The 23,624-nt window shown below is 67.2% G+C and carries 20 protein-coding genes and 1 pseudogene; 17 read left to right on the top strand and 4 right to left on the bottom strand.

Translation table 11 applies throughout. The features are described from left to right. Positions 1-8: 8 nt before the first annotated feature. A complete protein-coding gene (locus ACIBK2_RS15490) occupies positions 9-215 on the bottom strand; it encodes a DUF2510 domain-containing protein (RefSeq protein ID WP_396967638.1) in 207 nt (68 codons plus the stop codon). Positions 216-299: 84 nt separating this feature from the next. Here ACIBK2_RS15490 and ACIBK2_RS15485 point away from each other — a divergent pair, with 84 nt between their 5' ends. The 11 genes from ACIBK2_RS15485 (at position 300) to ACIBK2_RS15435 (ending at position 12,701) form a co-directional block, all read left to right on the top strand. Further along, the gene (locus ACIBK2_RS15485; RefSeq protein ID WP_396967636.1) at positions 300-1,565 is read left to right on the top strand and encodes a glutamate-5-semialdehyde dehydrogenase; all 1,266 of its coding nucleotides are present in this window, start codon (positions 300-302) and stop codon (positions 1,563-1,565) included. A gap of 45 nt (positions 1,566-1,610) precedes the next feature. After that, entirely contained in the window at positions 1,611-2,495 is an 885-nt protein-coding gene (locus ACIBK2_RS15480) for an AAA family ATPase (RefSeq protein ID WP_396967634.1), read from the top strand. Between the two features lie 4 nt (positions 2,496-2,499). Then, positions 2,500-3,927, top strand: coding sequence for a VWA domain-containing protein (locus ACIBK2_RS15475; protein WP_396967632.1), 1,428 nt, complete (start codon positions 2,500-2,502; stop codon positions 3,925-3,927). A 9-nt stretch (positions 3,928-3,936) separates the two neighbouring features. Further along, positions 3,937-4,278, top strand: a complete 342-nt coding sequence (locus ACIBK2_RS15470) for an MmcQ/YjbR family DNA-binding protein (RefSeq protein WP_396967630.1) — start codon at positions 3,937-3,939, stop codon at positions 4,276-4,278. A gap of 70 nt (positions 4,279-4,348) precedes the next feature. Next, the gene (locus tag ACIBK2_RS15465) at positions 4,349-6,199 is read left to right on the top strand and encodes an HSP90 family protein (protein WP_396967628.1); all 1,851 of its coding nucleotides are present in this window, start codon (positions 4,349-4,351) and stop codon (positions 6,197-6,199) included. Between the two features lie 3 nt (positions 6,200-6,202). Continuing rightward, positions 6,203-8,668, top strand: a complete 2,466-nt coding sequence (locus tag ACIBK2_RS15460) for a hypothetical protein (protein WP_396967626.1) — start codon at positions 6,203-6,205, stop codon at positions 8,666-8,668. 168 nt (positions 8,669-8,836) lie between these two features. Continuing rightward, on the top strand, positions 8,837-9,478 hold the full coding sequence (gene nadD, locus ACIBK2_RS15455; protein ID WP_379282889.1) for a nicotinate-nucleotide adenylyltransferase: 642 nt from the start codon (positions 8,837-8,839) through the stop codon (positions 9,476-9,478). A 26-nt stretch (positions 9,479-9,504) separates the two neighbouring features. After that, positions 9,505-9,921 (top strand): ribosome silencing factor, encoded by a 417-nt coding sequence (gene rsfS / locus ACIBK2_RS15450; RefSeq protein WP_396967624.1) that lies wholly within the window; start codon positions 9,505-9,507, stop codon positions 9,919-9,921. 49 nt (positions 9,922-9,970) lie between these two features. After that, positions 9,971-10,630: a histidine phosphatase family protein gene (locus tag ACIBK2_RS15445; protein WP_379282501.1), complete on the top strand. Its 660-nt coding sequence runs from the start codon at positions 9,971-9,973 to the stop codon at positions 10,628-10,630. 481 nt (positions 10,631-11,111) lie between these two features. Next, positions 11,112-11,858 carry a diglucosylglycerate octanoyltransferase gene (octT, locus tag ACIBK2_RS15440; protein WP_396968466.1) on the top strand — a complete coding sequence of 249 codons (747 nt, stop codon included), beginning with the start codon at positions 11,112-11,114 and terminating at the stop codon, positions 11,856-11,858. Positions 11,859-11,861: 3 nt separating this feature from the next. Continuing rightward, positions 11,862-12,701, top strand: a complete 840-nt coding sequence (locus ACIBK2_RS15435; RefSeq protein WP_396967621.1) for a DegV family protein — start codon at positions 11,862-11,864, stop codon at positions 12,699-12,701. A 68-nt stretch (positions 12,702-12,769) separates the two neighbouring features. On the opposite strand, the gene ACIBK2_RS15430 is transcribed toward ACIBK2_RS15435, so the two are convergent. Further along, positions 12,770-13,552: a DUF5984 family protein gene (locus ACIBK2_RS15430; protein ID WP_396967619.1), complete on the bottom strand. Its 783-nt coding sequence runs from the start codon at positions 13,550-13,552 to the stop codon at positions 12,770-12,772. Positions 13,553-14,416: 864 nt separating this feature from the next. Between ACIBK2_RS15430 and ACIBK2_RS15425 the strand changes: the two genes are divergently transcribed. The 6 genes and pseudogenes from ACIBK2_RS15425 to ACIBK2_RS15400 form a co-directional block, all read left to right on the top strand. After that, the gene (locus ACIBK2_RS15425) at positions 14,417-15,301 is read left to right on the top strand and encodes a helix-hairpin-helix domain-containing protein (RefSeq protein WP_396967617.1); all 885 of its coding nucleotides are present in this window, start codon (positions 14,417-14,419) and stop codon (positions 15,299-15,301) included. Positions 15,302-15,543: 242 nt separating this feature from the next. After that, positions 15,544-18,147 (top strand): ComEC/Rec2 family competence protein, encoded by a 2,604-nt coding sequence (locus tag ACIBK2_RS15420; RefSeq protein WP_396967615.1) that lies wholly within the window; start codon positions 15,544-15,546, stop codon positions 18,145-18,147. Between the two features lie 64 nt (positions 18,148-18,211). After that, positions 18,212-18,475, top strand: coding sequence for a hypothetical protein (locus ACIBK2_RS15415; RefSeq protein ID WP_396967613.1), 264 nt, complete (start codon positions 18,212-18,214; stop codon positions 18,473-18,475). Continuing rightward, a complete protein-coding gene (locus ACIBK2_RS15410) occupies positions 18,472-18,786 on the top strand; it encodes a type II toxin-antitoxin system PemK/MazF family toxin (protein ID WP_396967611.1) in 315 nt (104 codons plus the stop codon). Before ACIBK2_RS15415 ends, ACIBK2_RS15410 begins: the two co-directional genes overlap by 4 nt. Before the next feature lie 143 nt (positions 18,787-18,929). Beyond that, on the top strand, positions 18,930-19,898 hold the full coding sequence (gene holA / locus ACIBK2_RS15405) for a DNA polymerase III subunit delta (RefSeq protein ID WP_396967609.1): 969 nt from the start codon (positions 18,930-18,932) through the stop codon (positions 19,896-19,898). A gap of 653 nt (positions 19,899-20,551) precedes the next feature. Beyond that, positions 20,552-21,712: pseudogene (locus ACIBK2_RS15400) on the top strand (LCP family protein); the annotation flags it as partial. Positions 21,713-21,884: 172 nt separating this feature from the next. Here ACIBK2_RS15400 and ACIBK2_RS15395 read toward each other — a convergent pair. Next, the gene (locus tag ACIBK2_RS15395) at positions 21,885-22,358 is read right to left on the bottom strand and encodes a GNAT family N-acetyltransferase (protein ID WP_396967607.1); all 474 of its coding nucleotides are present in this window, start codon (positions 22,356-22,358) and stop codon (positions 21,885-21,887) included. Between the two features lie 101 nt (positions 22,359-22,459). Next, positions 22,460-23,530 carry an aldo/keto reductase gene (locus ACIBK2_RS15390; protein ID WP_396967605.1) on the bottom strand — a complete coding sequence of 357 codons (1,071 nt, stop codon included), beginning with the start codon at positions 23,528-23,530 and terminating at the stop codon, positions 22,460-22,462. Between the last annotated feature and the right edge of the window lie 94 nt (positions 23,531-23,624).

The following is a 23,624-nucleotide window of genomic DNA, read 5'->3' as shown; positions in this document are numbered from 1 at the left end:
GTCAAAGGCTAGTAGAGGCGCTGCTGCGTCTGATCCGTCCACCGGTACCCGTCGAACCAGCGGACGATGCGCGGATCCGCCGGGTCGGGGTACCAGCCCGGGCTCGAGACCGGCGGTGTCGCGGGCCGGGAGCCGGACTTCACGGCGACCACGATGACACTGGCAATCACAATGATCAGGACGATGGCCACGACCAGCAGCAGACCCAGTTCCATCACCTGAATATGTGACCACGGACCGGACGGCGGGCGATGCGCAGCGGTGGATTAGGCCTTGGACCGGGTCAGTAGGCTGTACCCATGACGGTAGGAACGACGACCGAGCCGGACGTCCGCGAGGTGGTGCACGAGGCCGCACGCAAGGCTCGGGTCTTGTCGCGTGTGCTGGCGCAGCTGACCACGGCGCAGAAGAACGAGGCACTGCATGCCGCCGCCGACGCCCTGCTCGGCGCGGCCGATGCGGTACTCGACGCCAATGCCGAGGACGTGCTCGCCGCGCAGGCCGCCAACGTCGAGGAATCGTTGATCGACCGGCTGCGACTCACCAAATCTCGCATCGACGGCATCGCCTCCGGCCTGCGTCAAGTCGCCGGTCTGCCCGACCCGATCGGCGAGATCGTGCGCGGCTCGGTGTTGCCGAACGGCCTGGAAACCCGCCAGGTCCGGGTGCCGCTCGGCGTGATCGGCATGGTCTACGAGGCCAGGCCGAACGTCACCGTGGACGCGTTCGGGCTCACCCTGAAGTCCGGCAACGCCGTGCTGCTCCGCGGCTCCTCCTCGGCCGCGCACTCCAATGCCGCGCTGGTCGCGGTGCTGCGAGAATCCCTTGTCGCACAGGGGCTTCCGGCCGACGCGGTGCAGCTGCTGCCCAGCGTGGACCGGTCGAGCGTCACCCACCTGATCCAGGCCCGCGGCCTGGTCGACGTGGTCATCCCGCGTGGCGGCGCCGGCCTGATCAGCGCCGTCGTCCGCGACGCCACCGTGCCGACCATCGAGACCGGCACCGGCAACTGCCACGTCTACGTGCACGCGGCCGCCGACCTGGAGATGGCCGAGCAGATCCTGATCAACGCCAAGACCCGCCGCCCCAGCGTCTGCAATGCCGCCGAGACGGTGCTCATCGACGACGCGATCGCCACCGTCGCGGTGCCCAAGCTGATCGAGGCGCTGGAACGGCACGGCGTCACCGTGCACGGCGACCTGCCCGGCCTGGTGCCCGCGAACAGCAAGGACTGGGGCGAGGAGTACCTCACCCTCGATATCGCGCTCAAGGTGGTCGACGGCCTCGACGCGGCCATCGAGCACATCAACACCTGGGGCACCGGGCACACCGAGGCCATCGTCACCGGTGAGCTGGCCGCGGCCCGCGAATTCACCAGCCGAGTCGACGCCGCGGCCGTCATGGTGAATGCTTCAACCGCGTTCACCGACGGTGAGCAGTTCGGCTTCGGCGCCGAGATCGGCATCTCCACGCAGAAGCTGCACGCCCGCGGACCCATGGCGCTACCGGAGCTGACCTCCACCAAGTGGATCGTGTGGGGCGACGGCCAGATCCGGCCGGTATAGGTATTAAGGGAGCGAGCCTCGCTCGTTGCCAAGGAAGGACTGCACGTGGCCCCCACCCCCGAGACGACCCAGGAGCCGATCTTCACCTCGGTCGACGATGTGATCGATCAGCTGGCCAGCACCGGCTACCTCGCTGATAAAGCCACCGCAACCTCGGTGTTCCTGGCCGACCGGCTCGGCAAGCCGCTGCTCATCGAGGGTCCGGCCGGTGTCGGCAAGACCGAGCTGGCCAGGGCGGTCGCGCAGACCTCCGGCGCCGAACTGGTCCGGCTGCAGTGCTACGAGGGCGTCGACGAGGCCCGCGCGCTCTACGAGTGGAACCACGCCAAGCAGATCCTGCGCATCCAGGCGTCCAGCGAAAACGACTGGGAAGAAACGAAGGCCGACGTCTTTACCGAGGAATTTCTGCTGTCGCGCCCGCTGCTCACCGCGATCCGGCGCAGTGATCCGACGGTGCTGCTGATCGATGAGACCGACAAGGCCGACGTCGAGATCGAGGGCCTGCTGCTCGAGGTGCTCAGCGATTTCGCGGTGACCGTTCCCGAGCTGGGCACCATCGTCGCCACCCGCAAGCCGTTCGTGGTGCTTACCTCGAACGCCACCCGCGAGCTGTCCGAGGCCCTCAAGCGTCGCTGCCTCTACCTGCACCTTGACTTCCCGGACGAGGAGCTCGAGCGTCGCATCCTGGCCAGCCGGGTGCCGGAGCTGTCCGCCGCTGTCGCCGCGCAGTTGGTGCGGATCGTGCACGTGTTGCGCGGTATGCAGCTGAAGAAGCTGCCCTCGGTGGCCGAGTCGATCGACTGGGGTCGCACGCTGCTGGCGCTCGGCATGCACGACCTGGACGATTCCGCGGTGCGGGCCACGCTCGGAGTCGTGCTCAAGCATCAGAGTGATCACCAGCGTGCGCTGGCCGAGCTGAAGCTGGCCTGAGCCGATGGCCGCGCGATCGCAGCCCGCGCCGGATGCGGAACTGACCGCGCCGCACGGGTTGCCGGGTCATCTCGTCGGGTTCGTCGAAGCGCTGCGCGAGCGCGGTATTCCGGTGGGGCCGTCGGAGACGGTGGACGCGGGCCGGGTGGTGACCGTGCTCGATCTACTCGATCGGGACGTGCTGCGCGAGGGTTTGGCGTGTTCGCTGCTGCGCCGGACCACGCATCGCGCGACGTTCGATCGGCTCTTCGATCTGTGGTTTCCGATCGCGATCGGTCAACGCACCGGCGCTCTCGACGAGGTCGAGCTGCCAAGGACGCCGACCGGTGAAGTGGACATCGCGGCGCTGCGGGAACTGCTCGCGGAGCTGTTGATGCAGGAAGCGGGCGATGCTCGGCTCGATGCGTTGGCGGCTCAGGTGGTCGATCAGCTCGGTCAGTATCAGTCCGCGAGTGGGTCGTCGTTCTCGGCCTATCAGGCGTTGAAAGATGTTCAGCCGCAGACGCTACTGGCCAAGATCCTGGCCGGGCTGGCGGCCGGACCGGATACCAGCGCGTTCGACACCGAGATCGCCCGGCGGGCCGCGCGCGGCCGCATCGATGCGTTCCGGGCGTCGGTGGAGGCGGAGACGCGGCGACGGGTGGCCGAGCGGATCGGTCGTGAGCGGGTCGCCAGCTATGGTGTGCCGCGGCAATCCGAGGACGTCGATTTCCTGCGGGCCTCGGAATCCGAGCTGGTCGAGATGCGGCGCAGCACCCAGCGACTCGCGCGCATTCTCGCCTCGCGACTCGCGGTGCGGCGCAGGCATTCTCGCCGCGGCGAGATCGATCTGCGGAAGACGCTGCGTAAGTCGATGTCGACCGGTGGCGTGCCCATCGACCTGGTAAACCGTAAGCCGCGGCCCGGCCGGCCGGAGCTGGTGTTGCTGTGCGACGTATCCGGGTCGGTGGCCGGGTTCAGCAACTTCACCCTGCTGCTGGTCAGCGCGCTGCGCGAACAGTTCTCGCGGGTAAGGATTTTCGCGTTCGTCGACCAGACCGACGAGGTGACCCAGTTCTTCGATCCGCGTACCCAGCTGGACAAGGCGATGAACCGGATCTTCACCGAGGCGCGCGTCGTCGGGATGGACGGGCACTCCGACTACGGCAACGCGCTGGCCGGATTCGCCAGGGACTTCCCCGATGCGGTCACCGCCCGCAGCTCACTGCTGATTCTCGGCGACGCGCGCACCAACTATCGTGATCCCGAACTCGAGACGCTACGGTCGCTGGTACGGACCGCCAAGCACGCGCACTGGCTCAATCCGGAGATGCAAACCAACTGGGGTTCGGGTGATTCCGCTGCCGACAAATACCGGCAGGTGATCGAGATGCACGAATGTCGCTCGGCCAGCCAACTGACGGCAGTGGTGTCGATGCTGCTGCCCGTGTGAGGAGTGGACATGAACGGCAAGCAGCTGCTGAAGTACTGCCTCGCGAAACCCGGTGCTTGGCAGGACGAACCGTGGGAAGGCGACGTGGTCGCTAAGGTCGGCGACAAGATCTTCGCGTTCCTCGGGGAGACCTCGGTCGGGCTCAAGTGCGGGCGCACCAGGGAAGAGGCCAACGAGCTGATCCGGGTGTATCCGAATGATGTGACGGCGTCGTCGTATATCGGGCGATACGGCTGGAACGGGGTCAAGCTCAACGGTGCGATACCGGACGATGAGGTGCGCGAACTGATCGACCAGTCCTATGAGGCGGTGGTCAGCAGGCTGCCGAAGTCCAAGCGGCCGAAGGTCTGATCAGCGCCTGGTCGGCGTCATCAGCGATTGTTAAGCGAACCATTGGGGCTTGCCGCAAGGATTGCGGACCATGGTGGAGAGAACGCCCAATGGTGTGGCGGCGGTGGAGGACAGCTATACGTTCCAGGTGGATCTGCGGGGGATCGTCGACTTACTCTCTCACCACCTGTATTCCAGCCCTCGGGTGTATTTGCGTGAGTTGTTGCAGAACGCGGTGGACGCCGTCACCGCGCGTGCGCAGCGAGACCGACTGGCGCCTACCGCGATTCGGATCAGCATCGATGCGACCGGCTTGCGGATCACCGATCCCGGTGTCGGCCTGACCGAGGCGGACGTGCACCGCTTCCTGGCGACCATCGGCCGATCGTCGAAGCGGGACGACATCGAGGGTGCGCGGCGAGAGTTCCTCGGGCAGTTCGGCATCGGACTGCTCGCCTGCTTCACCGTGGCCGAGCAGATCCGGGTGGTCACCCGGTCCGCCGACGATCGCGCGGCCGCGCCGGTCGAATGGCTGGCCGCGGCGGACGGCACCTACTCGGTGCGGCTGCTGGAGCCCGCGGAGTATCCGGAGCCGGGAACCACGGTGCAGCTGACGCCGCGGGCCGGCGCCGAGTCGTGGTTCGTGCCGCGCCGGGTGATCGAACTCGCCCGCGAATACGGTTCATTGCTGCCGTACGCGGTGACCGTCGAGTCCGACGGCATCATCGTGCCGGTCACCGATGGCCCGGCCGTGTGGCATCGGCACTACCCGTCCGCCATGGAGCGGCGCGAGGCGCTGCTCGAATTCGGCGAGCGCACACTCGGATTCGATCCACTCGACGTGATCGACTTGGACGCGGAACTGGCCGGCGTCAGCGGCGTCGCGTATGTGCTTGCGCAGCCGGGCAATCCGGCCGAGAGCAGCGCGCACCGGGTGTATCTGAAGGGCATGCTGCTCGGCGACGCGGTGCGTGGACTGCTGCCGGACTGGGCGTTCTTCGTGCGATGCGTGATCGACACCGATTCGTTGCGGCCGACCGCGTCTCGCGAAGGGCTCTACGAGGACGAACGGCTCGCCATCATCCGCGAGGTGCTCGGCGATCGAGTGCGTGACTGGCTCACCGAGATCGCGGCCGAGCAGCCGCAGCGGCTGGCCGCGTTCCTCGCGGTGCATGCCCTCGGCGTCAAGGCGATGGCTCGGCATTCGGCGGAGCTGTTCCGGATCATGCTGCCGCACTTGACTTTCGAGACCACGGATGGGCGACTACCGCTGACCGAGTTCGCGCGAAAACACCCGGTCATGCGGGTGACCTCGACGGTGGAGGAGTTCCGTCAGGTGGCGTCGACCGCGGCGGCGCAGGGGATCGGGATCGTCAACGGCGGCTACGCCTATGACCGCGAACTGGTCGCGTTGCTGCCGCAGCTGCTCCCCGGGGTCGAGGTGATCGACCTCGACACCGACGCCATCACGGCCGCGCTGGACCCGATCGACCCGACCGAGGAACTGGCGTTGACGCCGGTGCTGTCCATTGCGCGCGCGGTACTCGATCCGCTGTCCTGCGACGTGATTGTGCGTGCCTTCCAACCGGTTTCGGTGCCCGCGCTGTACCTCGAAGGGCGCGGTGCGCGCCACGAACGCGCCAGGGCGGAGACCGCGCTCGGCGCGAACGAGCTGTGGAGCGAGATCCTCGGCGCGCTGGACGCCGCCGCACCGCGCGCCCAACTCGTGCTGAACCATCACAGCCCGGTCGTGCGCAGACTGACCCGCATCGGAGACCCCGCCTTCCTGAAGACCGCGGTGGAATCGCTGTACGGGCAAGCGCTGCTGATGACCCACCGCCCGCTGCGGGCGGCCGACACGGCGCTGCTCAACCGCGCCTTCGGCGAATTCCTCAGCTGGGCAACGCAACGTGCCGCGGGCACCGGCGAAGAGACGGAGTGAAACGTGGACACCGCCGAGATCAATGAGGCGCTCGCGCAGGTCTACTCGTTGCCGCACGGTCGACTACGCGTCGAGCGGCTGGAAATGCTTGCGGCGGCAGCGAAGTCGGCCCCCGACCGCAACCTGGAAGGGCGAGTCCTGCTGGAGCTCGCCGAGTCCTACACCTACGCGGGCGAACGCGACCTGGCGCCGGTCGCCTACGGCAGGCTGCTGCGGATCTACGACGAGTTCCCCGTCGAACTCGGCCCGCTCACGCATTCGGTGCACTGGTACCTCAAGTGGATGACCTGGGGGCTGATCGACAACCCCGCGATACCGCTGCCGACCGTGTACCGCTGGTTCGACGAGCTCGAAACCCGTTATAGGCAGCGCGGTTACAGCCTGCGCCCGGTGCTGGCGCTGCGCGCCCAGCTGGCGCGGAAGCTGGGTGACGTCGAGGAGGGTGCGCGGCTGCAGGAAGAGGCCATGGCGGCCCCGCGCGACGGCATGTCGGACTGCGACGCGTGTGAACGCGACGAATGGGGCACCAGCAAAGCCGCTTTGGGAGACGACGCGGGCGCGCTCGCCCACTGGCAGCCGGTCATCGACGGCGACCGCACCTGTGCCGAAGAACCGCATCGCGTGCTGGCCCAAGCCCTGCTCCCGATGATGCGCACCGGCCGCTTCGCCGACGCGCGCGGCGCACACCTGACCGGGTACCCCCTGGTCCGGCACAGCGACAGCCTGCGCCCGTCAGTAGCACTGCACATCGAGTTCTGCGCGCTGACCGGCAACGAAGGACGCGGCCTGGAGATCCTCTCCGAACACGCCCGCTGGCTCACCGACCCCGGCGCCGACGCCGGCTCCCGCCTCGCCTTCATCACCGGCGTCTGCGTGCTACTGCGCAGACTCGCCACCCTCGGCCTCGGCTACATCCAGGTCGCCGGGGAAACAGTGGATTCCCTACTGGCGGAACTCGATACAGAGATCGCGGGCCTGTGCGCGCGATACGACATACGCAACGAGAACGCGGCGGTAAGCACTCATGTCGCGACCCGATTGGCGAGACAGCCACTGCTGGAACGACTTCCACTCGGATTGCGCAGCAGACTGCCGCGGGTGAACGGGGGCGCGGCGGGGGCTGATCGTATTCCTGCGCAGGAGGAGATGGAAGGCACGGCATCCGCGGCCGGTGCCGTCGCAGACGGTGAAGCAGCTGTGTCCAGTGCCGCCGGGAACGGTGATGCTGCTGCGGCTGTCCCAGCTTTTGGTGACGGTGGTGCAGCAACAGCGGGTAGTGCCGGTTCTGCGGGCGATACGGCTCCTGCCGGAGGTGCCATTGGCGCGAACACCGTGTCAGGTGGCGGTGCCTCGCCTGCCAGCGGTGGACCCGCTGCGAACGGCACCAGTTCTGCACGCGGTGCCTCGCCAACAGGTGGCGCTACATCTGAGAGAGGTGCCATCCCGCCGGGCGGTAGCCCTGCTGCAAGCGCCGGTGGCGCTATGCGTGGGAGCGATCCGGCTCGAGTCGGTGGAGCGACCTTTACGGATACTTCGCTCGCGGGTCGTACTGCGTTCGTGGGAGGTGCGGTACTCACTACCGAGGTTGGACGAACGGTGACTGCCTTTCCAGAGGAGTGGCCGGAGGGGGTCGCTTCCGAGGCTGACCGTTTGGCCGAGGGGCAGCGGCTTGCCGAGGTCGGCGCCGCACGGTTGGCCGATGCTCCGGAACATGCCGAGGCGCGGCTGCGGGAGGCGTTGGCGGTGGGTGCGGGGATATTGGCCGCGGAGCACGTCGCGCGGCTCAGTTCGCAGTTGGTCATCGCGATCGCCGGACAACCGGATCGTGAGCTCGACCTGGCGGATGCGGCCGTGCGTGCGGCCGCGAGGTGGGAGGGAGTGTCTGAGCCGGATCTGCTGCACCACACCGTGATTGCCGCGCGGGCGTTCCATCGTGTTCGGCGCCACGGTGAGGCTGCCGCGCTCTTCGAACAGGTGATGGCGGCGGACGGAATTCCCTATCCGCCCGCCGAACTGGCCACTGTCCGTGCCCAATTCGGTGACTCCTTGAACGCACTGCGCCGATATCAGGACGCCGCAAGGCAATTCGCCCAAGCCGCCCAACTGGTCGAGCGCGATCCCGACCGTCGCGAACTACATGCCGACCTCGCCATGTCCGCCGCCACCGCCCTCGACTACTGCGATCAGGACGCGGCGGCGGTAGCCGCATACCAGCGAGCAGCCGAATTGTTCGGCGACCTCGGAAACGTGGTGTCACGAGCCCGCTGCGTCCGCTCGGCGGCCTGGCTGCAGCTCTGGGCCTCCGACGAGCGACCAGGCCGACCGTGGTTCAGTGCGATGCAGGCGCTGATCGCCGAGCTGACCGACACCGGCTCGTCTGCGGCGATAACCGAGGAGCTCGCCCAGACCCGCCGCGAACTGAGCGAGATGCTCGACGCGGAGGACGGCTACGGGCTAGCGGGCGAATAGCGTGTCCGGCGCGCACAAATTCTCCGGCCGCGCACGAATCTGCCAGCCAAATCACGCGCGCCAGGCGAACTCGTGCGCGCCATCGAGCGGATCCAGCGATTGTCGGCGGCGACAATCGGCCCGCGCCGCTCCTGGCCGCCCGGAGCCGACCAGTTAAGCTCGGCACTCATGCAAGAGACAGGTCGGCGCGGCCGCAAACTGGGCGTGATGGGCGGCACCTTCGACCCCATCCACCACGGTCACCTGGTCGCCGCCAGCGAGGTCGCGAATCGGTTCGCGCTCGATGAAGTGATCTTCGTCCCCACCGGTCAGCCCTGGCAGAAGGCCGATAAACAGGTCAGTCCGGCGGAGGATCGCTACCTCATGACCGTGATCGCGACCGCCTCCAACCCCGGTTTCTCGGTCAGTCGCGCGGACATCGACCGGGAAAAGGTCACCTACACCGTCGACACGCTGCGGGAGATGCGCGACCGGCATCCGGACGCCGAGCTGTACTTCATCACCGGAGCGGATGCGCTGGCCAACATCCTGACATGGCAGGATTGGGCCGAACTGTTCGAACTGGCGAGGTTTGTCGGGGTGAGCCGTCCGGGGTACGAGCTGAATACCGATCATCTCGAGGAACATCTGCGCGATCTTCCGGCCGATGCGGTGACGATGGTCGAAATCCCGGCGCTGGCGATCTCGTCGAGCGAATGCCGTCGCCGCGCCGCCGAGAACCGGCCGGTGTGGTACCTCGTCCCCGATGGCGTGGTGCAGTACATATCTAAGCGGCACCTCTATGTGCCCGCAGGAGCGGAAGGTAGCTGAGTGAGCGAGCGTAGCGGGGGGCAACTATGAGTGCATCTGTCGAGTCGGTCGAGATCGCGCAGGTTGCGGCGCGGGCGGCGGACGAGAAGCTGGCGCTCGACGTGGTGGTGCTCGACGTGTCCGAGCAGTTGGTGATCACCGACTGCTTCGTCATCGCCTCCGCGCCGAACGAGCGTCAGGTGAACGCCATCGTCGACAACATCGAGGACAAGCTGCGCGAGGCCGGGCACAAGCCGGTGCGGCGCGAGGGCACCCGCGAGGGTCGCTGGGCGCTGCTCGACTACGTCGATGTCGTGGTGCACGTCCAACACAACGACGAGCGCAATTTCTATGCGCTGGAACGGTTGTGGAAGGACTGCCCGGTGGTGCCGGTGGACGGCATCGGCGGACCGGACGCGCGGGCCGCGGCGGTGAACGGCGACGCGGAGAGCGACACCGAGTGAACGAGCGAGTCATCGGTAGGGCAGCGTCGAGCGTCAGAAAGGCGCGACCGTGAGTAAGTACGCCCACGTGCGCAATCTGATCCTGTTGCGGCACGGGCAGACCGAATGGAACGCCGCCGACCGGATGCAGGGCCAGATCGACACCGATCTCACCGAACTCGGTCGTCGTCAGGCGAAAGAGGCTGCGCGCGAACTGGTTTCGCATAACGCGATCGCCATCATCTCCTCGGATCTGCGCCGCGCCTTCGAGACCGCCTCTGCGCTGGCCGATCACACGTCACTCGATGTGGTGCCCGATCCGCGACTGCGCGAAACCGATCTCGGCGACTGGGAGGGGTTGACCCATCTCGAGGTCGACGCCGACTATCCCGGCGCGCGCCAGGCGTGGCGGCTCGACGCCACCTTTCGGCCGCCCAATGGGGAGAGCAAACTCGAGGTCGGTGCGCGGTCGCTGCCGGTGGTGCGGGAACTTCTCGTCGAGCGGCAGGACTGGCCCGGCCGGACTATCATCCTGGTGGCGCACGGCGGGCTGATCGCCGGCCTCACGGCCGCGCTGCTCGACCTGCCTCCAGCGAACTGGCCCGTCCTCGGCGGACTGGCCAACACCAGCTGGGTGCAGCTCAGCAGTCACGGTCCGAGCATCGACCAGCCCGGCTGGCGCCTTGACGTGTGGAATGCATCGGCGAAGGTGGCCCCGGATGTCCTCTGAAGATCCGATTCGGCAGGTGCCGGATGAACTGTTCCGGAAGGCTTCGGCCAAACCGGAACGTTCTGTCCCGGACGCGCTGTTCGGCCCGCCCCCGGTACCTCCGGTGGTGGAGCCCGAACCTGCTGAGTCGGGCACGGAAGAGGGCGAGGGGCCGTCCGAACCCGAGGGTTCCGTTCCCGCCAGTTCTGTTGACCCACCTCCTGATCGGGCGGCTCCGGTCGGCGTTGCGACCTCGCTCGCGGAGCCAGCTCGCGAATCGGTCAGTGCTGCAGTCGGTTCTGTATCGGCTGGGGCTGCTGGCCCGGTTGTCGCGCCAAGTGAATTGGGCGATGCCGCAGCTGATTCCATCGACGTCGCAGTCGAAGTAACCGCCGTCGGCGCGGCCGACTCGGTTTCGGCGTCTGCTGGACCAGCTGTCGGGTCGGCCCAAGCCGTCGAATCTGCTGTCGGCGTTGTCTCCCCGCAGGCAGGCGGCGAGTCCATCACTGCGGCAGCCGATTCGAGCGTTGCGGATGGTGCGGCGGGGCGGCCCGTGCTGCTGGTGATCGCGGATTCGTTGTCCTACTTCGGGCCCAAGGGCGGGCTGCCCGCCGACCATCCGCGGATCTGGCCGAACCTTGTTGGGGCCGAGCTGGATTGGGATGTCGAGGTGGTCGGCCGGATCGGCTGGACCTGCCGGGACGCGTACTGGGCGTTGATCGGTGACCCGCGGGTGTGGGCGGCCGTGCCGCGCGCCGGTGCGGTGGTGTTCGCGGTCGGCGGCATGGATTCCCTGCCCTCGCCGCTGCCGACCGCGCTGCGTGAGCTGATCCGCTACATCCGTCCGCCGGTCCTGCGCCGTGGCGTGCGCGCCACCTACACCTGGCTGCAGCCCAAGCTGTCGAAACTCGGTCGCCCCGTCGCGCTTCCGCCGAAGGTGAGCGTGGACTATCTGGAGCAGTCGCGGGAAGCGTTGGCGCACTTGCGGCCTGAGCTGCCGTTCGTCGCGGTGCTGCCGTCCGTGCACAACTGCGATGCCTACGGACGCGTGCATTCCGGACGTGCGCGCGCGGTGAAGGCGCTGCGCGCGTGGTCGGCCCGCACCTCGGTGCCGCTGGTCGATCTCGGTGAAGCCGTGCGCGACAACATCTTCTCCGGCGATGCGAACCCGGACGGTATCCACTGGGGCTGGGCCGGGCATACCGCGGTGGCCAACGCGATGGTGAAGACCCTGCAGGAGGTTCGGTAGTCCGTGGCCGTCGTGGTCGTGACAGATTCGTCCGCCAGCCTCCCTGCCGAACTCGCCGCCGAGCTCGATATCGCCGTCGTACCACTGCATGTGCTGATCGGTGACCGCGCGATCCGCGAGGGCGTCGACCCTGTCGACATCGACTATGCCTCCGACACGGTCACCACCTCGGCGGCATCGCCGGGCGAGCTGCGCGCTGTCTACGAACAGGCGTGGGTGCTCAGTGGCGGCGATGGTGTTGTCGCGGTGCATATTTCGCGTCAGCTCTCCGGTACCTGGGAGGCTGGCAGGCAGGCTGTCCGGGATATGGATGCCGCCGATCGAGTGCGTCTCGTCGATTCGCTCGGTGCGGGCCTGGCCACCGGGCTGCCGGTACTTGCCGCCGCGCGTCGCGCACGCGCCGGAGCGCCGCTTGATGTCGTCTACGACACCGCGGTCGCCGCGTCTAGCCGAGCGCGCACATTCATACTTGTGAATCGCACCGAACAGTTGCGTCGTGGCGGCCGATTGAGTTCCGCCGCAGCCTTTTTCGGCAGTGAACTAGTCACCAAGCCGTTGCTGCAGATCGTCGAGGGTCGCCTCGAACTCCGCGAGAAGGTCCGTACGCGCTCCAAGGCCTTCGCGAAACTCGTTGCCGCAGCGGTCGATGCGGCGGGCGAGGACGGTGCCGCCGTCGCTGTCCAACACCTCGGTGCCGAAGAAGCCGCCCAAACTGTCGCCAGCCAACTCCGCGACCTGATCCCCGGTATCCACGAACTGATCGTCGCCGAATTCGGTCCCGCACTCGGCGTCCATCTCGGCGTAGGTGCGGTAGGCGTCCTAGTCCTCCCCGGCGGGGCCTAACCCCTGGTTGTCGTGGCGCATGACCGTCGCCCCAACTGTTTCGCCGAGGACCTGGCGCGAGAAGCCGATCAGCGGACCGCGGACGAGGACTGACGCAGGGCGCGGGCACCGATGCGAACGGCTTCCCAGTCCGTGTCGGGTCGACGGTCCAGCGCCTGTGTCAGCCAGCGCGTTCGCTCCCGGTGCTCGTGCCGCAACAGGCCGAGGTCGATCTCGATGCCCTCCGGCGGACCGGATGATTCGAACTCGCGAAGGCGTTCGTTCATCGCGACGAACAGCGCGCGATCGAATTCGATGACGGCCGTGCGGAATTCGTCGGTTGGCACGCTCAACCGACCGGTCGGGGGACCGGTGAATTCGATCTCGCTCTCCGGATCCACCGGGTATCGCCAAGCGACGGTGACTGAATCGCAGCCGTCCTCGACGGCGCGCCACCATCGCAGATGCGGGCCGAACCACAGGTATCCGGTGTCGAGGGTGCGGTCGCCATACCAGGTCGACGCGGCGTCTACCTCGGGTGTGTCCGCCCACGACCAACCCGTCGATTCGGTGCCGACGAAGTCGATCAGGTCGCTTGGCACCGGCTCCAGTGCGCTCGGCAGCAACGTCAGGATGTCCTCCCACAGGCGGGCGACGTAATACTCGACGTAGCGGTCGTGCGGAGTCTCGTGGTGTCCGGCTTGGGTTCGCAGTAGCTCGGCCGTGCGGTCGGAGACGCGCAGCAGGTCATGGTCGCCGACACCGATGTAGTACCAGCCCTCGGTGAGCGCGAACCAGTGCAGGGCCCGGTACTGATCTGCGCCCGGCCCGACTCGGTCCAGCGGCGTCAAGCCGAAACGGAATCGGATCACGGACCAAGTTTTGCACCTCCCAGTCCGCCACGCCCGCCGACCGACCCGCGCGGCGTCGGCGAGTTGTCCACACCCCCGCAGTTATCAACAGGGCCGCTGAATTGCCTGCTCGGCCACGGCCTTTCGCCGCCGACCAGAACTACCGTCGCCCCCATGCCACGACAGGACGAACGCGAGCGGATGCAGCGACGACTCGGCGCACTGACCAGCCGCGTCAGCGCCAGCCGGACGGGAATCGCAGGCGCGGCCGAAGCCTCGCGTCCCCTCGGCGGCCGCCGAGCCCACCTGGTGAATGCGCGGCCCGCGGCGACCAGAGGATTCGGCCTCCGCGATGTGCTGCCGACCCGAGCAACCGAGGCGTCGTTGCTGCCTGCCCGGTCGTCGATAGGTCTGTTGCAAGGTGCGGATCGGCGGTCGACCGAGTTGCGCCCTGACGAGAGCCTAGTGGTGCCTGAAAGCACGGGGTCGCTGCGGAATGAGTCCCTGATGGCTGATGCGTCGAGTGTGGATCACGGACCGGGTGGACTGCGCTCGGGTGTGAGCCAGGCGATCGACAAGAACAGCGCGTCATGGATACCGGCGGAGCCGTCGGGAGGCGCTGTGTTCCGTGCAGGTGGGTGGTCGGGTGCGGACGGTTCGGCCGGAGACACGACGTTTTCGGTGGGTGCGGTAGCGCAAGAGATGGTCGCGTCATCGGTGGATGGCGTGCGCGATCGAGGCCGGCGGTCGGGTGCGGAGGTCCCGGAGAGCCCGGTGCTCTCCAGGAGCGCGTCATCGGAGGTTGAGGTCGAGTCGCCTGTGAATCGGCGGTCGGGATCGGGGGCGAGCGGGACACCTTCCCGGCGCGCGGGGCGGTGGGATCTTGTGGAGTTGCCGTCCGAGCTGGAGGTCGAGGACGGTGATGACGAATTCGGTGAGGTGCGTTCGCCGGGGTGGCTGGAGGAACCCGCCGAGGGGCGGGGATGGCTGGATCGGGTTGTGCCGGAGCGGTTTCGGGGGATTCGGCTCGATCCGGGGCGTCGGGGACTGTGCACGCTGCTGGTGATCGGGTTGGTGGCGATGGTGGTGGCCGCTGTCGTCATATTCCGTGAGCGGCCGGTCGCTCGACCGGTGCCGCCGCTGCCTGCAATGCGGACGACCGCTACTCCCGCCGTTGCGCGGATATCGGGTGCGGTACCGCCGAGCGTGGCCGCGTCGTCCAGTGCCGCGCCGGTACCCACTCAGCCGGGTGGTGCGGCGGCAGCACGCGGCGACGCACTTGCTGAGCCAAGTGCCGAATTGGTGGTCAGCGTGGTCGGTTTGGTGCACCGCACCGGATTGGTGCGGCTGCCCGCCGGTGCGCGCGTCGCCGACGCACTGGTAGCGGCAGGCGGCGCGCAGGATGGCGCTGATCTCGCCGGACTCAACCTGGCACAGCGGCTGGTCGACGGCGACCAGGTACTCGTCGGCTCACCCGGACCGAACCCGGGCCCACCACAACTCGGCAGCATGACAATCAACACGGGCGGCCGCACCTCGGCCACGCCGTCCGGATCCGCCCATCCGACAACCCCTTCGGGCCGCGTCGACCTCAACAGCGCAACGGAATCCGAGCTCGAAGCCCTGCCCGGCATCGGCCCGGTCATGGCGAAGGCGATCATCGCCTGGCGCACCACCCACGGCCGCTTCACCGACGTAACCCAACTCGGCCAAGTAGACGGCATCGGCCCCGCCCGCCTGTCCCGCCTGCGCGAGCTGGTGAAGGTATGAGCTCGGCAGAGCGAGTCCGTGGCGAACGTGTCGCCGGGCCGCGCCTCGACGGCCGGTATGTGGGTAGCGGAGGTGTCGGGCCGGGCGGGACAGATGGTGCCGGGCGTCCGGCGATAGACCCGAGCCGTCGAAGGTTGCCGGGCAGTGGTGCGGAGGGCGATGACTCCGGGGATGAGCCGCAGGTGCTCGATGCTCGGTTGTTGCCTGCGGCGGTGTGTTGTTGGGGGGCAACGATTGTGGCGGTGACGGCTGGGTGGGTGGCGGGGTTGTTGCTTGCGGGGGCGTTGGCGGTGTTGGCGATCGGGTTGTGGGTTCTGCTGCTGTGGGCGATAGCGCATCGGGGGGAGCGGCGGCGGGCAGTGGCGGTGGTTGCGCTGGCGGCGGTGTTGTTGGCGGCAGGGTTCGCGGTGGCTGCGGCGTGGCGGGAGCATCGGGTGGCGACGCATCCGATGCGGGCGGCGTCGGGGTATTCGCTGCGGGTGGTGGTGACGCCGAGTGGTGATCCGAAGCCGGTGCGCGGCAGCTCATTCGGAGGGAGTCGGTGGGTTGTGCGGGGCGGTCTGGACGAGTATCGGCTCGGCGAGACGACGGTGCGGGCCGGTGGGGCGGTGGTGGTTCTGGCGTCCGGTGACGGGTGGGGCGAGTTGGTGCCCGGGCAGGCGGTCGAGTTCCAAGCGCGGGTGGATGTACCGGGGCGGCGTGATCTCACGGTGGCGATGCTGTTGGCGCAGGGATCACCGCGGGTTGTCGGCGGCTTGCCGTGGTGGCAGCGCGTAGCCCGGTCGGTGCGTACGGATTTCGCGACGGCGACATCCCGAGCGCTGCCCGAGGAGCCGGCCGGATTGTTGCCCGCGCTGGTGGACGGTGACACCTCCAGGCTGCCCGACGATCTGCGCGAGGAGTTCGAAATCGCGGGCTTGTCCCATCTTTGTGTGGTCAGCGGCGCAAATTTCACAATTTTGTTAGGAGCGGTGCTGCTGGCGGTGCGGGTACTGACTCTTGGTCCGCGCGCCGGAGCATTGGTCGCTGGGGCGGCGCTGGTGTTGTTCGTGATCATCGCGCGGCCCGACCCGAGCGTGCTGCGGGCCGGGGCGATGGGCGCGATCACCTTGCTGGCCTTGGTAACTGGACGTCGGAAACAGGCGCTACCCGCACTCTGTGCGGCGATCATCGGCCTGCTCGCCGTGTGGCCCGCACTCGCGGTTTCGGCAGGCTTCGCGTTGTCGGCTATTGCGACCGCCGGATTGATCCTGCTGGCACCGAGTTGGGCCGACTGGCTGCGGGCGCGGGGCTGGCGGCGGGTGCCCGCCGAGATCGTCGCGGTGGCGACGGGCGCGTTCGTCGTCACGACACCGCTGGTGGTCGCCTTGGACGGAAAGCTAAGTCTGATCGCGATTTTCGCGAATGTTCTGGTCGAACCGGTCATCGCGCCCATCACAGTGATCGGCGCAGTGGGTGCGGTGCTGGCCTGTATCTGGTTGCCGCTGGCCGAGCTCGTAGTGCACTGTGCCGCACCGCCGATGTGGTGGTTGCTGCTCGTCGCCGAACACGCCGCCGATGTGCCCGGCTCGTCGATCGAAGTGCCCAGCGGAATCCTCGGCGGGCTCGGCGCTCTCGTCGTTGTCACGGTGGGCATCCTCGTGCTGCGGTTCGCCGCGATACGGAGGGTGATCCTGACGGTGGCATTCGGTGTGGCGGTGGTGGTGATCCCGGTGCGGATCTGGCATCCCGGCTGGCCACCTGCGGGCTGGATACTCGCCGCCTGCGACGTAGGCCAAGGCGACGGACTCGCCCTGTCCGTCGGAACGGGCACTGCCGTCCTGATCGACGTCGGCCCCGAGCCCCGCCCGATCCGAAACTGCTTGGACCGCTTACACATCTCCCGCGTCGCACTACTGGTATTGACCCATCCCCACGCCGACCACATCGGCGGCATCAGTGGCGCACTAGACGGACGAGCCGTAGCCGCAGTGGCTGTCGGATTGCATGAGCTCGAGGGTTTGACGCCGAACCCCAGCGATACGGCGGTCGTCGATGATGGGCGGTCGGCCCGGACCGCGCAAGCAGGTTCCGCCTTGGATGGTGGTCGTGAGTCCAGAGGTGGATCAGTGAGCGGCGGTTGCGGATCGCCAGAGGCTCAACATGATTCGGCGAAGCGTGTGGATGGCGCTGCGAGTGGCAGATCAGGTTCGGTGGCCGGGGTGGTGGACGTGCAGTGTCAGCGGGCCACTGATTCGTGTGAGTCGCCGGGCGAGCGATGCACGCAGGCAGTCGATTGGCCCTCGTCAGGCGACCCACATGGGGCGGCTTCGCAGCATGGTGCGCGAGTGGACGGATCGGCGAAGGTGGTGGCGGTTGCGGGGGAGGCCGGGATTCCGTTGATCGAACTGTCGGCCGGACAGGTGTTCCGTTTCGGCACAGTCGAATTGGAGGTGCTCGCACCGGAGGTGGGTGGGCCGCGGCCCACGCCAGGAGCCGAGGCCGAGGAAGCCAACGATCGTTCGATCGTCCTCGCCGCGACCACGGCCGCCGGACGCATCCTGCTGACCGGAGACATCGAGGCGGTCGCGCAACGAGCATTACTGCAAAGCGGAGTCGCGCTGCAGGCGGACGTGCTGAAGCTTCCGCACCACGGGTCACGCACCACCACAACGGAATTCCTCACCGCCGTGCACCCGCGGCTGACCGTGGTCAGTGTCGGTGCCGAGAACACCTTCGGCCATCCGAATGCCGGCGTCCTCACGGAGCTATCCGACCTCGGCAGCACCGTGGCACGCACCGATCAGCGCGGCGACGTGCTTGTACTAGGCGATGGGGGATCACTACGCGTGGTGACCGCTCGATGAGGTGTTTACACCGTGTAAAGCAGATCGTCATACAACATGTGCAGCCCAACGTAGAGTGGAAGGTGTGACAAAGCCTGTGAATATGCGGCTACGTGCGGATCTGGTAGACGCGGCCAAGGTGGCCGCCGAGACCGACGGCATCACCCTCACCGCGTTCGCCGCCAAGGCGATCGAGGAGAAGCTGCTGCGCCGGGAGTTCGATGAGCACGCTCGGATGGTGCACGACGCCGAAGCGGTGGACCCTGAGCGACTTGAGCGGAAGTCCCGTGCGGTCCGTGACGGCCTCGCCGCGTGGAAAGCAGATCGACGCCCCGGTGGGCCGTCGTGAGACAGGGCGACGTCTACCTCTCCGACCCCTCCCCGCTGACCGGTGAACGCGAGCTGTACCTGGTCATCTCTAGCGACGAATACAACGAGGCGGCAGGCCCGACGGTCGTGGTGGTCGAGATAGAAACCGGAACCCGATACCGGGCAACGCCTTTCGGTACCGCAGTAGAAACACCATTCGGTGTAGCGCTCGCCGATCGGCTGCTGTGGCTGCCACGAACACAGGTGGGAGAGCGCTTCGACCGGCTCGACGCCGAGTTGACGTGGCGCGTCGTCGACGCGAGTTGCCGGGTTCTGCGTGGTGCTCGGTGAACACGCGGAACCTGCGGCGCGGGACTGTCGGTGGGGGACCGTAGGATCGCTGCCGTGACCGAGCCCCGCGAGCGTCAGCGAGTGAAACTTCGACACGGCGTGCCTTCGCCGATGGCGGAGGCGAGCGTCGGCGAGGTGGCGTCGTGACCGAGCGGCCTGCGCTGCATCTGGCGCTGGGGGATGAGGAACTGCTGGTCGAGCGGGCGGTGGCGGAGGTCACCGCGCAGGTGCGTGCGCTCGCGCCGGATGCTGAAGCGGTGCCGGTTGATCGGATGCGGGCAGGCGACGCGAGCACCGCGGAACTGGCCGAGTTGTTGAGTCCGTCGCTGTTCGCCGAGGACCGGGTGATCATCCTGGAGTCGGCGGCCGAAGCGGGCAAGGACGCGGTCGCGGTGATCACCGCCGCTGCGGGCGATCCGCCCGAGGGCGTGGTGCTGGTGGTGCTGCATTCGGGTGGCGGACGAGCCAAGGCGCTGGTGCCCGCGCTGCAGAAGGCCGGTGCGGTCGTGCATGACTGTGCCAAAATTACGAAGTCGGCCGAGCGGGTCGAGTTCGTGCGCGGCGAATTCCGGAACGCCGGGGTGCGCGTCGCGGGCGACGTCGTGCAGGCGATGTTGGAGTCCGTCGGCTCCGACTTGCGCGAGCTCGCCGCCGCCTGTTCACAGCTGGCCTCCGACACCGGCGGCAAGATCGACGTCGCCGCCGTCCACCGCTACTACTCCGGCAAAGCCGAGGTCTCCGGCTTCGACGTGGCCGAGCTCGCCGTCGCCGGCGACCGCCCCGGCGCGATGGAAGCCCTGCGCTGGGCCAACGACCGCGGCGTCCCGCACGTGCTGCTCGCCGACGCCCTCGCCGACTCCGTGCACACCATCGCCCGAGTCGGTTCCGCAGGCCGCGGCGACCCCTTCAAACTCGCCCAGCAACTCGGCATGCCCCCATGGAAGGTCAAAAAGGCCCAAGCCCAGGCTCGCAACTGGACCCCCACCACCATCGGCTCCGCCCTCCAGGTAGTCGCCGCCCTGAACGCCGACGTCAAAGGCGGCGCCGCCGACGCAAACTACGCCCTGGAACACGCCCTCACCCAAATCCTGGACCTGCATTCCGCAGGCTGACGCCCAACGGCCGCCGCTCCGCACGAAAACATCAGGCCCGCCCAGGAATTGATCAGCTCGCGCAGCAATTGGCTGGCAGGACCGCGTTGTGCAGGGACACTGGCGATGCGCGCCTGCATTCCGCTAGGTCTCCCGATCCGCATACGGCTTGATCAGCCTGCGCGGCATCGGCTGGTCGAATTGTGCTGTGTCGAGACCACCGGGTGCTACGCGCCCGCGACGCACCCCGTGGCTGAGGCCGCGCACGGAATAGCCTGCTGCGAATGGATTTGCCAGCAATTTCGTGCGCGGCCAGACGGAACGGACGCGGCTTCGGCAATGAGAGACCGATGCTCTGCCTGGTCTCGAACGGGGTGGGCCGGATTCGGCACGCTGTCGGACTTAATTGGCGATGCCGGATGTGTGCTGAGACACATGTGGGGCAGAACTCAATGACCCTGGAGTGCACAGGACCTGCTGATTCGGCCGGTTTCCGTGTTCGATAGGTCGTTTCGACAGATCGCAATGTCAGGCGAGGTTTGTCCGGTCTTGGTGAGGCCCTTTGTGGTGGCCGATGGTCGCCTTTGGGGTTGCTGGAGATGGGTCGACTAGTGCTTTTGTGATGAATTCGGCGAATTGCTAGCTATCCGAATCGTGTCAAACTGGATTTGGTTATGGACGAGCGAACTGCACCGGGCTTTCCGGTTGATGATTCCCGGCGGGCCGGTGCTTGGCACGGGCGTCGGCGGCGGGGTGGTGTGCATCGGCGGCCGGAGCGGCGGGTGGGGCTTGCCGTGCTGAAAGTGGTGGCCGGCGGGTTGTCGGTGGCGGTTCTGGCGGGAACGGCGGTCGGGTGGGCTACCGAGGGGCGGTTCGACAAAGGGTTCACCAGGTCGGCGGCGTTGGGGGTGGATGCACCTCGATCGCTTGCCGGTGACATGAATGTTTTGTTGATCGGGCTGGATACTCGTAAGGATCAGGACGGGAATGATCTGCCGAAGGAGATCCTCGATCAGCTACATGCGGGTGACGGCGAAGAGGGCGGATACAACGCGAATACCTTGATCCTGGTGCATATTCCGGCGGATATGAAAAAGATTGTTGCGGTGTCGATTCCGCGAGACGACTACGTCAAGGTGTCCGGCATTCCTGGCTACACCAATGTGAAGATCAAGGAAGCGTACGGGCTGAAGAAGGCCGCCGTTCAGGATCAATTGATCGATCAAGGCGTGACCGATAGCAAGGCCCTGGAGCGCGCGGGACGTGAGGCGGGTCGGGCGTCGATCGTGCAGGCGGTGCGCGACCTGACCGGGGTGCCGATCGATCGGTTCGGCGAGGTCACGCTGGCAGGCTTCTATGACTTGGCCAAAGCGCTTGGTGGGGTTGAGGTTTGCCTGAACAAGCCGGTGAACGACAGCTACTACTCGGGTGCCGATTTCCCCGCGGGCAGGCAGCGGCTCGACCCGGCCCAGTCGCTGGCCTTCGTCCGGCAACGCCACGGTCTGGAGAACGGCGATCTCGACCGGACCCACCGCCAGCAGGCCTTCCTCACGTCGGTAGCGCTCGATCTGCGCAAGGCGGGCACGTTCACCGATGTCGCCAAGCTGTCCGCACTGATGGACGTCGCGCACCGCAACGTCGTGCTGTCCGACGGGTGGAACATCACCGATTTCCTGCGCACCCTCGGCACGTCCGAGAGCCCGGCGGTTGAATTCCGTACCCTTCCGGTGCTCCGCTACGACAACATCAACGGTCAGGACGTCAACATCATCGACCCGGCGGCCATCCGCCGCGAGGTCCGCGCCGCGTTCGGCGACCCGGATCCCACTGTCGCGTTATACAACCCGCCTCGGCCGCAGATGCTGTCGACCGCCGACCCGCAGGCCGGATCCGCAATGCCGACTCCGGATGTCGGAAAGCCGGTAGACGCCACCATTACCGGCGACACCATTCCTTGCGTCAACTGATCGGCCGGACATCCGAGAAAGTGTTGCGCTAGAAGCAATCTCAAGGCAGGTCTCGGCCGAAGTAACGGCTCACCGGCTCGTCCTGGTAAATACCGAACCCCGGGATCGTCTGATAGCCCGCAGAAATGTAGAGGGCGATGGACTCCGGCTGCAGCGCAGCGGTTTCCAGGATCATCCGCCGACGCCCGGCCGCCACCGCGCTCTGCTCGACGGCGGCCAACAGCAACCTGGACAGGCCGCGTCGGCGAGCCTCGACGACCACATACATACGTTTGAGTTCGGCATCCCCGTCACGGAAGTCGGGCTCGTCACTGTCGTGGGCGCGCCACCCGGCACAGGCCACCGGAATCCCGTCGAGATAACCGACCAGGAACGTGCCACGCGGCGGTTCGAACTCGGCCGGATCGGTCGGAGTCACGTCCGGCTCGCCGTAGCGCGTCACATACTCCTGCTGGACCTCCGCGATCAACTTCTGCGCATCCGGACTGTCATAGGCCCGCGCCACCAGATCCATAGACGCAAGGCTAGCGACCGGCCTTCAGCGGGTCGAATGACTTTACGACTGGCGTTATGCGGCGGTGCGAGCAATGCCCGCACCGCCGCCTAACTGGTCGCTCAGGCGCGCCCCTGAACCTTCAGATCACCGGCGATGACATTGCGGGTCATCGGCAGCGCCAGCATGTCGTGCGGGAAGCCGAGTTCGATGGCGCTCGCCTGCTGCAGCCGATCCAGTTGTGCGGCATCGAATTCGACGTCGAGCGCGCCGAGATTGTCCTCCAACTGGGCGGCGGTGCGGGCACCGATGATGGGCGAGGTCACCCCGGGATTGCGCAACGTCCAGGCCAGCGCGACCTGTGCGGGCGACTTGCCGATCTCGGTAGCGACCTCCTTGACCACGTCGGCGATGTCCAGCGACTTCTCGGTGAGCGCACCCTGTGCCGCCACCACATCTTTACGGGTGCCCTCGGGCGAATCCGCCGCCTGGTGGTTCAGGTCTTCGCGGGTGTATTTGCCGGTGAGCACGCCACCGCCCAGCGGCGACCATGGGATCACCCCGAGGCCGAGTTCCCGTGCCATCGGAATGAGGTCACGTTCGACGGTCCGCTCGATCAGGCTGTATTCGATCTGCAGCGCGATCAGCGGTGACCAGCCACGCAGGTCGGCGATCGCCTGCATCCGGGAGACCTGCCAGGCCGGCGCATCGGAGATGCCGACATAGAGCACCTTGCCCGAACGCACGAGATCGTCCATGCCACGCAGGATTTCGTCGACGGGGGTCATGAAATCCCAGGCGTGCAGGTAGAGCAGATCGATGTAGTCGGTGTTCAACTTGCGCAGGCTCGCCTCGACCGAGGCGAACATGCTCTTGCGGTGGTTCCCACCGGAATTGGGGTCACCCTGGCGGCGCAGCATCGTGTATTTCGTTGCCAGCACCAGGCTTTCGCGATTGTTCGCGGTGAATTCGCCGAGCAGTTGCTCGGAGCTGCCGTTGGTGTACTGGCTCGCGGTGTCGATGAAGTTTCCGCCGCGATCGAGGTAGGTGTCGAAGATCTTGCGTGCCTCGTCCTTATCGGCACCCCAACCCCAGTCGGCGCCGAAGGTCATCGTGCCGAGAGACAGCGGAGACACCCGAAGACCCGAGCGGCCGAGCAGCCGGTAGGTATCGAGGGTGCGGGCTCCGGACATGTCCAGCTCCTTGTCGTTGGTGCATCTTTGGTGTGAAACCCAGTCTGGAGCGGGGCAAGGAGATGGGTAAGGGAAGCTTCTTCCTGGGAAAGCC

It is taken from the genome of Nocardia sp. NPDC050175, assembly GCF_044459885.1.
Lineage (GTDB): Bacteria > Actinomycetota > Actinomycetes > Mycobacteriales > Mycobacteriaceae > Nocardia.
This window is presented reverse-complemented; position numbering and strand designations above follow the sequence as displayed.